Source organism: Streptomyces sp. BA2 (assembly GCF_009769735.1).
Taxonomy (GTDB): Bacteria; Actinomycetota; Actinomycetes; order Streptomycetales; family Streptomycetaceae; genus Streptomyces.
On record NZ_WSRO01000002.1, the window covers coordinates 745,438 to 754,498 of the forward strand.

The window sequence follows — 9,061 nt, forward strand, 5'->3', positions numbered from 1 at the left end:
GGCTTCTCCTTTTCCGGTGGGCTACTTGCCCTTGTCGGGACGGATCTTTGTGGCGGCCCATCCGGCGGCGAGGATCACGCCCGCCATGCTCAGGCCGATCATTGGGAGGTTCGCGGAGACGGTGCCGATGATCCCCATCAGCGTTCCGCCGACGAGGACGACGACCGCGCACACTGCGGCGGTGCAGACGACGACCACGGCGAGGATCAGGAACGTGATGATGATCAGGCGTTGCATGTCGGGCGACAGGCCCTGCTGTACAGGCGCCTGGACGACCATCTGCGTCGGGTGCATGGGCTGGCCGATGGTGAAGTGCACGGGGCGGCCGTGCTCGTCGTAGATGACGTTGGGCGGACGGTGATGGGCGGGGACCTGCTGCTGCCCGGCCGTGAGGTCGGGCAGCCGGTCGGGCAGCGGCTGGGTCATGACGGGCTCCTCTCGGCGGTGGTGGTCAGTACTTGCGGGCGGCGCGGTCGGCCTTGCTCAGGTCGCTCTTGGCCTTCTGTAGCGCCTGACGGGCCGCGGCCTTCGCTCGGGAGTCTGGGGCGGTCTTGAGGTCGGCCTTGGCTTGTGCGACTGCACCCTCGGCTCGGTCCAAGTTCTGGAAGACGGCGGCGGCCTCGCGCTCGTAGCGCTCCTCGCCGCGCCGCCGTATGGACTGCAGTCGGACATCGAGGCGTGGGTCGACGATGTCGGTGGTGCCGTGCGGGCCGTCCGAGGCGGCGGCCTGCTTCAGCGTCTTGGCGCTGATCTTGGCGATCTCCCACTTCTCGCGGGTGGTGTACGAGCCGGGCATCAGGACTCCTTGGTGTTGGTTGCGGTGTGGCGACGCATGGCATCGATGAGGTCGGAGGGGAGGGTCTTCCCGGCGTTGAGAGTGCCTCCGATTAGGAGCTGCGCCTCGTCGATCACGACGATGGCCGGCTCGGGCGGTGCGGCGGGCTGGGTGGTCACGGGGCTCCTTCGGGAAACGGGAACGCTCTGGCGGGTGAGGTGGTGCGAGCAGCCGGAACCATCAAATTCCGGGGGTTCCGGGGTCTTGGTGGGGCGCCGATCTGCCTCACCAAACCCAGGAACATGCAGGTCAGGGCTGGTGGGGCTGGTGGGTGGGGCGGTTGGTGGAAAGTCACCAGGGGCTTACCGCCCCACCAAGCTCTTGGGGTGGCCTATTCGTGCTCGGCGAGGGCCCGCAGAACCCGGTCTCGGTTCACTACGGGGTAGCCCTTGTACGTGCCGGTGTCCTCGCCGACGTCCGTGAGGACCCTCTTGAGCCGGCTGCCGTCCCAGTCCTTGTAGTAGGACTCGGAGAGGTTCTTGAGGCGGTGGAGGACTTCCGGGGTGCGGACGCGGTCTTCGCTTCCGAGGACGGTCTTCAGGTCGGCGAGCTCGTCGCGCTGCTCGACGGCCTGCGGACGGCCGAGCGTCGCCACGCGGTTCCGGAGCGTCTTGGCCCGCTCGGCAACCTCCGCGGCGTCGTCGCCGTCGATGAAGTGGGTGCGGATGTTCAGCGACACTTGCCCGGGAGCCAGCGGGACGCCCTCACCTGCGGCGACGAGCTGCCCTTTGTCGTAGCCCTGCCGCAGCTTGTGCGGTGCGGCGCCCTTCTCGACGGGTGCCTCTCCGAGTGCCATTTCGGCCTGAGACTTGGTGCCGAGGACCAGCGCGGCACGGATGTGGTTGCCCTCGCGGGAACGCTTGGGCAGGTTCTGGTCGGTGGGGTCCTGCGTGCCTTCCCAGATCAGCACGTTGACGATGCGGCCCTGGTCGTGGATGCCCTTGACGGCACGGAAGTACCTGCTCGTAGCCTTGGCGCCGCCGTAGGGGGCGCCGTACTTGACGTTCCCCTTGTCGTCGATGTACGTCTCCCTGGCGCCCGAACCGTAGGCGACCTGCGCCTCGTCAACGATGCAGACCAGAGGCTTGAAAACGGTGCCCTCTGGGGCCTGCAACCGCCGGTTCATCTCGTCGAAGACGTCTTCGACCATCTCGGTGACCGATATGACGTGGTCGTCGGTCGGGCCTTCGATGAGGATCGTCGCCAGCCCGAGGAACATGCGCCAGTCGCCGATGCCCTTGAGGTCACCGATGCGGAACTCGACGGTCGGGTCCATGGCCAGCCAGAGAGCAAGCGCCCGGAGACTGGCGGTCTTGCCCTGATTCGACAGGCCCGTGACCAGCACCATCTTCTGGAAGAGGCTGATCAGGACAGCGTCGCCACGCAGGTCGACACCCCAAGGGGCGCGTCCACTCTTGTAGTCCGCAGTGAGGCTAGCGTCCGTGACCAGCGGAGACGGTCCGATCGGTTCGTCGAGGGCGCCACTGTCGGCGATCCACACCCGCACTGTGCGGGCGGCAGGGGCGATGCTGACGTACACCTCGTGCTCGTGCCGGTTGAGGTTCTCGGCGAGCTTGCGCCGCTTGGCCATGATCTCGTCGGTGGAGACGCTCGACGGCAGGGTGACGTCGACTTCGACGCCACAGCCTGCGGTGACGATCGGCGACAGCATCGACGCTGCACCGTCCTCCATCGCCAGAATGGCCTTCTTCAACTCGCCAATCCGCAGGTCACGGAACGCTTTGACGACGATCGACGGGGTGATGGCCTCGCCTTCGACGCGCTGCTTCGCGGGGAGCGCCCACTGCGGAGCGGCCTGACGCTGCTGGCCGACCCGCCACAGAGCGAACAGACCGAGCGCAGGCAGCGCCATTTTCGCCGGGCCCCAGACGACGGAGCCGATGAAGAACGCCCAGCGGATCAGGTCGACAAAGAACGCAGCCGGGGTGATCACGTCTTTGACGTCGCCGTTTGCCCAGGCCAGCGCTATGCCGAGGAGGAGGAGCAGGCCCGCGCCGGCGACGGCGCCGGACGCTACGGCCTTGGGCGCCTGCCGCATCGCGGCGAGCATCTCCATGCGCCGCTGGTGACGGGCCTGGCGGAAGCGGTGCGCACGCTCCTCCCACTCCTTGGCCTCCTCGATGTTCCCGGCCGCTTCGGCAGTGCGCTGCATTCGCTCATGACGGGAGGTGCTGCGGCTGTCCCAGGCGCGGCGGTACACGATGCTGGCGCCGCCGGCCAGGTAGGCGCCGTGCCGGACGATGTACCGGTAGGTGTCGCGGGTGCGGTCGTCGGCGAGGACGACCCGCACTCCTTCGCGCAGGCGACGGCGTTCGGGTTTCGCCGCGGGCTGCGGAGCCGCCTCGGGGGCGCTCTCGGTCGGCGGGGGGATCAGCTTGAGGGGCGGCAGCTTCTCCTCGACAGCCGCGCCGTTGTGGATGCTCATCAGTTGTAGCCCTCTCCGCCTTGTCCGACGGCGGCGTTGGTAGTCGGGTGCGCGGGGCCAGTGCCCGCGGTACCGAGGGCGGCGCGGCGCACGCGTCGGCCGTAGGAGTCGCCGGTACCGAGCTTCTTGCCGATGTCGGTACCGGAGAGCTTCGGTTCGGCGGCCAGCCAGGCGGTGGCGGTCTGTACGTGCTCGTCGAACGAGGCGGTACCGGCCGTCTTCTGGCGGGGCTTGGTGCCAGTACTGCGCGGGCTCTTCTTGGTGGTCGGGTTCTTGGTGCGGCGGCGCGGCCGTACCGGTACCGGGGCCGGTACTGAGTCCGGTACGGCGTCGAGTTCCGGGCGGCTCGCGGCGAGCGTCAGTACCGGTTCGGCGACCGGTACCGGGGGGGCGTCCGGTACCGGTACTCGCTCGACTGTGGGGGCCGGTTCGGTACCGGGAGCGGTACCGGTCTTCGCCTGCAGTTTCTGCGGCAGTACCGCCAGTGCGTGGACGCGCCAGATGACGAGCGGGATGAGCAGCGAAACGGCGACGACGAGCGGTACCGACACCACCACGACGCGGGACTCCAGGAGGTGCGCCGACACCTGCGCGACACCCATCAGGAGAAGCGACAGGGCGATGTCCCGGCCGCGGTTGCGGCGGATCGCAGCGACGACGTACACGTCGAGAGCGAGGGGTAGCAGTACCGCCACTGGTACCGGGGAGCCGATAGCGCGGGCCAGGTTGTATTCGGCGGATGCGGTGTAGCCGACTCCGGCGATCAGGGAGATCGCCACGAGGTAGTCGCGGCTGGCACCGACGGGCGGGGATTTCACGAGAGACCTCGTCCGATCAGGAAGGCGAGCAGGATGAACGGGAAGACCATGGCCAGCAGGTAGAGGGCGCGCATCAGGCGGCCCTCCGTCGCGTTGCGAGCCAGCCCCCGCCGAGGAGGAGCAGCAGACCGGGGATTTGGGCGAGGATCGCGTTCGCCCCGTCGGCCATCACGCCGAAGGTGACCTCGGCGGTCTGCGGCCACATGCCGACGATGAGCAGGAGGGCCGCCAGGAGCAGCCAGTGCAGAAGCCGCATGGCGGCCTCCCTTCGCTAGTGGGGTTTGCAGGGCGGGAGATCACTTCCACCAGTGGATTTCGTGGGCGTGTCCCTCGCACCAGGCGCAGGGCAGGTTCTTGCCGCCCTTGTGGAGCACGAAGTGCGCGGCGCACTGACCGCAGTGGAAGTCCTCAGGCTTCGGCGGCATGGCGGGCTCCTTGCTGGGTGGGGTAGTTGGTCAGTGGCCGACGTGGATGTCGCCGTAGTGCGTGCCGCCGGTGACGCCGTACTGGTCGCCGTGGACGATGGAGCCGCCGAACGTCGGCCCCTGATCCTTGGCGCGGTCCATCACCTCGTGCACGGCGGCGAGTTTCGCGTCGGCGGCAGCCTCGGCGGCGGCAATCTCCTCGGGGGTGGTGGGCATGGATTCCTCCTGAAGTGGCGGGTGGGGGCGGTTCAAATCTGCAGGTCGCGGGACTGCACCAGCTGGATGGCCATGCGAGGGAAGTCGGCGACGCCGTCGAAGTCGGCGAAGGTCACGCCGTAGATTTCGGCCGACTGCACCATCGCGTGCAGGACCGCGGCGGCATCCGCCGTCTGCGCCGGCGTCGGCCTGTGGCTCGGCGCGAACTGCGCCGCCGCCGAGCCGATACGGCGGCCGATCTCATCGACCTGGTTCTGATCCACAGGGAAGTCCCTTCATCGGAGGGGGAGTACGAGAGAGGGAGCCGCGCTGCCCCGGAGTCCGGCCGAACATCAGAACCACCGCCGCTTCTGCGGCTTCGGATTGGCGGCGGCCTCAACCTTCCGAGCCTCGCCGTACAACCGGTCCGCGCGCTCACGGTGCTTGCGAGCCTCACGGGCAGCGCGCTCAGCCTTCGGCCGATCCGTGTAGTCCTTGCCCTCCCGGCCATAAATGTCGGCGGTCATCTGCTGCCGCTGCGCCTCCTGGTCCGCGGCGTGCGCGGCCTTCCCCAACTGGCCGACCCGGACTTCGGCCGTCGCGGCGAGATACCGCTGCTCCGGCGTCTCCATGTCCTTGAACTTGCGGCCCATCAGGCAGCCGCCTTGGTGTGCAGCCCGCGGAGCTCCGCCATCAGTGACGGCTCGTCGGGGTGGTCGGCGTCGTGGTCCATCGCCGCGAACGCCAACTCCAGGGCGCGGTCGAAGTCCTCCTCGTCACGGGCCTTGCGGTACTCGGCCAGATACGCGACACGGGTCTGAGCAGACATGGCGGATCCTCTCAAGGACGCAGGAACGGTGGGGTCGTGGGGGTCTAGCGGCCGGTGTACGGCTGGGCGCGGCACTTCTCGGCGTGGGCCTGCGCCCACTCGCGGGCCGCCTGCACCAGCGGCTCGGCGGTCGCTGCGATGTCGTAGCCGTTCGCGTCCAGCGGGGCCGCCTCGCCGAACGACTCCTCGCTGCGAGGGTCGGCGCAGCCCCAGCCGTGGCACTTGGCGGTGGCGCCGACCTGGACGGAACGCTCGGCGTCTTGGCCGTAGCTGTACTTCTTGTCGAACTTGACGAGCGCCATTACCTCGACGGTGGCACCGCCCACCGTGGTCATCTCTCCGGCCGTCTCGTGCTCGGTGTAGTCCTCGCTGTGGTAGCGAGCGCCGAGGTTCTTCTGGTGGTACCGGATGTGCCCGACGATGGCCTCGACGAGATTCGGGGCGATCGGGGTGTACGGCATGACAGCCCTCCAAGGGCAGACGGGGGTCTATAAGTGGGACCGCGGGCGGCGGGATTCGGGGGATCGACCGCCACCCGCGGCGACTGGGGGTAGGTCAGTCGGTGACGCGTTCGACGACGAACCCGAGGCCACGCGAGTGCGTGTGGCCGCGTACTTCCTCGACCGTGGCGCCCGGCGTCTGACGCCAGAACTCGTCGTTGGTGGCGGTGACGAAGGTGCGCCCGTCCTCGGTGGTCACGCGGTGGGCGACTTCTTCGCCGGTCTCGCAGTCACGCTTGAACATGGCGGCCCTCTCGGGGATCAAGAAGTGGGGTGGGGTGGCGAGGCCGGTCAGGCGAACCGCACGTCGGTGACGGTCCGGTCAGCGTCGAAGTCGACGCGAGAGGCGCAGCGCCCGCACTGGAAGCCGCTGGGCATCTCGTCCATCAGGGCGTCGCAGCACTCGGGGATTTCGGCAGAGCCAAGCTCGTCGCCCTCGGTGAGGTCGTCGATGTGGAGCTGATTCATGGCTGAGCCCTCTCCGGATCAGTTGTTCTCGGCAGGCGTGAAGGTCCAGTCGCCGTTCGTCGCACCGAGGTTCGTCTCGGTCTCGGAGCGGGCTTTCGCGAGGAAGGGGCTCTCGAACGTGCCGCGGTCCTGGCCGTTCTCGTCGGTGGCCTGTGTGGGCTGGTAGTCCTTCGAGCTCATGAGGAATCCCTTCAGGATCAAGAAGTGGGGCCGTGAGCGGCGAGGCGGGGGGAACCGAAACACCCGCCGCCCACGGCGATCTAGGAGGCGCACGCCGGGTAGGCGTCGCCCTTCTCGCAGGAACGCCACACGGCCCGCGTCACACGGAACGTCGGCTCGCCACCAGCCGGCTTACGGACGGTCAGCTTGTACGTCCACTGCTTCGTCGCCGACCAGTACGTGTCATGCCGGCCCGTCACCGTCCCCGCCGGCCCCTGCTTCGGCCCGCACGCGGTGAGCAGCAGCAGAGCGACGACGACGGCCGCCACGGCACCCGAAGCGCGCCTCACGACGCCACCCCATTCCGCACGATCACGAGGAACGCGTCAGAGGCAAGATCCATCACGACCTCCGCCTGCTGGCCCTCCATGCGGCGGGCCTCAGCGAAGTCCTCCGCAGGCCACGAGCCGCGCGGGCCACCAGCGGGGAAACGTTCGAGGACCTGGCGGGGGCGGACGTAGGAGGCGGCGTCATGCGCTGCCTGATCGGCGGGGCTCAGGGTGGGGGTTGCCGTGGCCATCAGGCCACCTCCTCGGAAGAGCGGAGCGCCATGACGACGTCCTTCTCGATTCGGATCGCCCCACCGCGCCGAGTGTCGCCTTCGGCTCGCGGCTGCCCGTAACGGATGGCCGGGAGATCGCCATTGGCGATCCAGCGGTAGACCGTCGGCTCGGAAACCCGCAGCACAACTGCGGTCTCCTTCACGGTGAGCAGCTCTTGAGCCGCAGGCAGCATCGGGCTCTCCAATCCTGGAGTCGGGGCGGGCTGACATCTCAACTGTAGGAGGACTCTTGAGAGGCTGCAAGGCTCTCATTCGAGATTGCCGGTCTCAGCAGCCCCGCGGCCCGCGCTGACGTGGGCTTATGGTGGAGAAATTGATGGATGCCTCAAGAGATGTCGCGCACTGGAGGAGCTGGAGTGACAGACGAGCGGTGGACAGGCTCATCAACGCCGTACATCGAGAGCGGCCAGGGTGACGCCTGGGGCAAAGAGGCAGCCGAGAGAGGGCACTCCGGAACGCAGCGCATCCTCGGTGCAGGCTCGCAGCCTGCGCCTCTTGCTGTCGCCGAAGCGATGGGGGTTGAGGCGGGCACACCTGTCGTGGCCCGGCAGCGGCTGATCCTTCTCGACGGGGAACCCATCGAGTACGCCAACTCGTATTGGCCTCTCGGTGTCGCTGAAGGCACGCAGCTGGCAGCGACGGGAAAGATCCGCGGTGGCGCGGTGACCCTACTCGCCGAGCTGGGATATCGGCCGGGCGCGGTCAGCGAAGACGTACAGACGCGGCCACCCTCCAAGGAGGAGGCGGAAGTTCTCCAGCTTGCCGACAGCAGCGAGTGGGTCTTGACCCTTACCCGCACGATCGCGACCCCAGACGGACAGCCTTACGAGGTGTCAGTCATGGTCAGCCCCGGCCGCATTGGGCGGCTCCACTACTCGATGGAGGTCGACTGACGTGACAGAGACACCCGAAGAAGAGACCGTCTGGCCCGTACAGGACCAGATCGCGGCCTACCTGCGTGACGGAATCCTGAATGGCGACTTCCCGCCCGGCGAGGCGCTCCCCTCAAGTCGCAAGCTGCACGACCAGTTCGGCGCGGCGGCTCAGACCATCAAGAACGCCATGGAGATCCTGGAGCGCGAGGGGCTGGTCTACACCCGCCGCGGCGCTGGTGTCTTCGCTCGGGAGCATCGCCAGCGGACGATGACACCGGCCGAGTACAAGAACCCGCCCACGGATGGCGGGAAGTACCAGTGGATTACCGCCGCAGAGCGTAAGGGCTCCGCCGGCCGAGCCGAACTCCTGGACGTCGAGGAGGTCGTACCACCGCGCCTCGTGCGCGACGCGTTCGGACTCGACGACGAGGACACCGCGATCCTGCGCCGACAGGTGCTGTACCTAGACGACCAGCCGTGCGAGTTGGTCGAGGTGTACTTCCCGCTCGACCTCGCCCAGGGCACGCCGATTGCCGAGAAGCGGCGGATCAAGGGCGGGGCGGGCCGCATTCTCGCCGAGGCTGGCCTGCCGACGCTGAGGTGCGTCGACAAGGTCGCCGCTCGCTGGCCAACTCCACTGCAGCAGAAGGCGTTGAAGATGCCCACGAAGCTGCCGGTGCTGCGTCAGTTCCGTGTGACGTACAGCGTGGACGCCCGTCCGATCCAGGCGGAGTTCATGATCAAGGCTGGCCATCTCTACGAGCTGGAGTACGAGTTCTGACCTGCAACAACAAGAGCCCCGGCGCATCAGCGCCGGGGCTTCTTTGTTTTCGATACAGACGAGAGCGTTGCACACACCTCAAGAGACCTCTTACAGTCGACCCTGAGA

20 protein-coding genes are annotated in these 9,061 nt (G+C 67.9%); 2 read left to right on the top strand and 18 right to left on the bottom strand.

Annotated features, from left to right (window positions below; genetic code table 11):
* Positions 1 to 21 precede the first annotated feature (21 nt).
* The 18 genes from E5671_RS06240 to E5671_RS06320 all read right to left on the bottom strand — a co-directional run bounded on the left by E5671_RS06240 (position 22) and on the right by E5671_RS06320 (position 7,470).
* Positions 22 to 426, bottom strand: a complete 405-nt coding sequence (locus tag E5671_RS06240; RefSeq protein WP_160502840.1) for a hypothetical protein — start codon at positions 424 to 426, stop codon at positions 22 to 24.
* A 25-nt stretch (positions 427 to 451) separates the two neighbouring features.
* The gene (locus E5671_RS06245; RefSeq protein ID WP_160502841.1) at positions 452 to 796 is read right to left on the bottom strand and encodes a hypothetical protein; all 345 of its coding nucleotides are present in this window, start codon (positions 794 to 796) and stop codon (positions 452 to 454) included.
* A complete protein-coding gene (locus tag E5671_RS06250) occupies positions 796 to 954 on the bottom strand; it encodes a hypothetical protein (protein ID WP_160502842.1) in 159 nt (52 codons plus the stop codon). The genes E5671_RS06245 and E5671_RS06250 overlap by 1 nt, the downstream gene beginning before the upstream one ends.
* A 212-nt stretch (positions 955 to 1,166) precedes the next feature.
* Positions 1,167 to 3,281 (bottom strand): ATP-binding protein, encoded by a 2,115-nt coding sequence (locus E5671_RS06255; protein WP_160502843.1) that lies wholly within the window; start codon positions 3,279 to 3,281, stop codon positions 1,167 to 1,169.
* Complete coding sequence (locus tag E5671_RS06260) at positions 3,281 to 4,099, bottom strand: hypothetical protein (protein WP_160502844.1); 819 nt, start codon at positions 4,097 to 4,099, stop codon at positions 3,281 to 3,283. The genes E5671_RS06255 and E5671_RS06260 overlap by 1 nt, the downstream gene beginning before the upstream one ends.
* Before the next feature lie 73 nt (positions 4,100 to 4,172).
* Positions 4,173 to 4,355, bottom strand: coding sequence for a hypothetical protein (locus tag E5671_RS06265; protein WP_160502845.1), 183 nt, complete (start codon positions 4,353 to 4,355; stop codon positions 4,173 to 4,175).
* 40 nt (positions 4,356 to 4,395) lie between these two features.
* Positions 4,396 to 4,524 carry a hypothetical protein gene (locus E5671_RS46960; RefSeq protein ID WP_272902820.1) on the bottom strand — a complete coding sequence of 43 codons (129 nt, stop codon included), beginning with the start codon at positions 4,522 to 4,524 and terminating at the stop codon, positions 4,396 to 4,398.
* 30 nt (positions 4,525 to 4,554) lie between these two features.
* Positions 4,555 to 4,740: a hypothetical protein gene (locus tag E5671_RS06270; protein ID WP_160502846.1), complete on the bottom strand. Its 186-nt coding sequence runs from the start codon at positions 4,738 to 4,740 to the stop codon at positions 4,555 to 4,557.
* Between the two features lie 32 nt (positions 4,741 to 4,772).
* Positions 4,773 to 5,003 (bottom strand): hypothetical protein, encoded by a 231-nt coding sequence (locus tag E5671_RS06275; protein WP_160502847.1) that lies wholly within the window; start codon positions 5,001 to 5,003, stop codon positions 4,773 to 4,775.
* A gap of 69 nt (positions 5,004 to 5,072) precedes the next feature.
* A complete protein-coding gene (locus E5671_RS06280; RefSeq protein WP_160502848.1) occupies positions 5,073 to 5,372 on the bottom strand; it encodes a hypothetical protein in 300 nt (99 codons plus the stop codon).
* Complete coding sequence (locus E5671_RS06285; RefSeq protein WP_160502849.1) at positions 5,372 to 5,548, bottom strand: hypothetical protein; 177 nt, start codon at positions 5,546 to 5,548, stop codon at positions 5,372 to 5,374. Before E5671_RS06285 ends, E5671_RS06280 begins: the two co-directional genes overlap by 1 nt.
* Positions 5,549 to 5,592: 44 nt before the next feature.
* A complete protein-coding gene (locus E5671_RS06290; RefSeq protein ID WP_160502850.1) occupies positions 5,593 to 6,009 on the bottom strand; it encodes a hypothetical protein in 417 nt (138 codons plus the stop codon).
* 94 nt (positions 6,010 to 6,103) lie between these two features.
* Positions 6,104 to 6,292, bottom strand: a complete 189-nt coding sequence (locus E5671_RS06295; protein ID WP_160502851.1) for a hypothetical protein — start codon at positions 6,290 to 6,292, stop codon at positions 6,104 to 6,106.
* Positions 6,293 to 6,339: 47 nt separating this feature from the next.
* Positions 6,340 to 6,516, bottom strand: a complete 177-nt coding sequence (locus E5671_RS06300) for a hypothetical protein (RefSeq protein WP_160502852.1) — start codon at positions 6,514 to 6,516, stop codon at positions 6,340 to 6,342.
* 18 nt (positions 6,517 to 6,534) lie between these two features.
* On the bottom strand, positions 6,535 to 6,696 hold the full coding sequence (locus E5671_RS06305) for a hypothetical protein (RefSeq protein ID WP_160502853.1): 162 nt from the start codon (positions 6,694 to 6,696) through the stop codon (positions 6,535 to 6,537).
* Between the two features lie 80 nt (positions 6,697 to 6,776).
* On the bottom strand, positions 6,777 to 7,025 hold the full coding sequence (locus tag E5671_RS06310; protein WP_160502854.1) for a hypothetical protein: 249 nt from the start codon (positions 7,023 to 7,025) through the stop codon (positions 6,777 to 6,779).
* Positions 7,022 to 7,234 (bottom strand): hypothetical protein, encoded by a 213-nt coding sequence (locus E5671_RS06315; RefSeq protein WP_160510016.1) that lies wholly within the window; start codon positions 7,232 to 7,234, stop codon positions 7,022 to 7,024. The genes E5671_RS06310 and E5671_RS06315 overlap by 4 nt, the downstream gene beginning before the upstream one ends.
* A 20-nt stretch (positions 7,235 to 7,254) precedes the next feature.
* Positions 7,255 to 7,470: a helix-turn-helix domain-containing protein gene (locus E5671_RS06320; RefSeq protein ID WP_160502855.1), complete on the bottom strand. Its 216-nt coding sequence runs from the start codon at positions 7,468 to 7,470 to the stop codon at positions 7,255 to 7,257.
* 183 nt (positions 7,471 to 7,653) lie between these two features.
* On the opposite strand from E5671_RS06320, the gene E5671_RS06325 reads away from it, so the two are divergent.
* Both E5671_RS06325 and E5671_RS06330 read left to right on the top strand, forming a co-directional pair.
* Positions 7,654 to 8,190 (top strand): GntR family transcriptional regulator, encoded by a 537-nt coding sequence (locus tag E5671_RS06325; protein ID WP_336605680.1) that lies wholly within the window; start codon positions 7,654 to 7,656, stop codon positions 8,188 to 8,190.
* Between the two features lies 1 nt (position 8,191).
* Positions 8,192 to 8,953 (top strand): GntR family transcriptional regulator, encoded by a 762-nt coding sequence (locus E5671_RS06330; RefSeq protein ID WP_160502857.1) that lies wholly within the window; start codon positions 8,192 to 8,194, stop codon positions 8,951 to 8,953.
* The last annotated feature ends 108 nt before the right edge of the window (positions 8,954 to 9,061 follow it).

Coding starts and splice junctions, on each gene's coding strand:
- E5671_RS06240 (WP_160502840.1), bottom strand. CDS start 426: ATGACCCAGCCGCTGCCCGACCGGCTGCCCGACCTCACGGCCGGGCAG.
- E5671_RS06245 (WP_160502841.1), bottom strand. CDS start 796: ATGCCCGGCTCGTACACCACCCGCGAGAAGTGGGAGATCGCCAAGATC.
- E5671_RS06255 (WP_160502843.1), bottom strand. CDS start 3,281: ATGAGCATCCACAACGGCGCGGCTGTCGAGGAGAAGCTGCCGCCCCTC.
- E5671_RS06265 (WP_160502845.1), bottom strand. CDS start 4,355: ATGCGGCTTCTGCACTGGCTGCTCCTGGCGGCCCTCCTGCTCATCGTC.
- E5671_RS46960 (WP_272902820.1), bottom strand. CDS start 4,524: ATGCCGCCGAAGCCTGAGGACTTCCACTGCGGTCAGTGCGCCGCGCAC.
- E5671_RS06270 (WP_160502846.1), bottom strand. CDS start 4,740: ATGCCCACCACCCCCGAGGAGATTGCCGCCGCCGAGGCTGCCGCCGAC.
- E5671_RS06280 (WP_160502848.1), bottom strand. CDS start 5,372: ATGGGCCGCAAGTTCAAGGACATGGAGACGCCGGAGCAGCGGTATCTC.
- E5671_RS06285 (WP_160502849.1), bottom strand. CDS start 5,548: ATGTCTGCTCAGACCCGTGTCGCGTATCTGGCCGAGTACCGCAAGGCC.
- E5671_RS06290 (WP_160502850.1), bottom strand. CDS start 6,009: ATGCCGTACACCCCGATCGCCCCGAATCTCGTCGAGGCCATCGTCGGG.
- E5671_RS06295 (WP_160502851.1), bottom strand. CDS start 6,292: ATGTTCAAGCGTGACTGCGAGACCGGCGAAGAAGTCGCCCACCGCGTG.
- E5671_RS06300 (WP_160502852.1), bottom strand. CDS start 6,516: ATGAATCAGCTCCACATCGACGACCTCACCGAGGGCGACGAGCTTGGC.
- E5671_RS06305 (WP_160502853.1), bottom strand. CDS start 6,696: ATGAGCTCGAAGGACTACCAGCCCACACAGGCCACCGACGAGAACGGC.
- E5671_RS06320 (WP_160502855.1), bottom strand. CDS start 7,470: ATGCTGCCTGCGGCTCAAGAGCTGCTCACCGTGAAGGAGACCGCAGTT.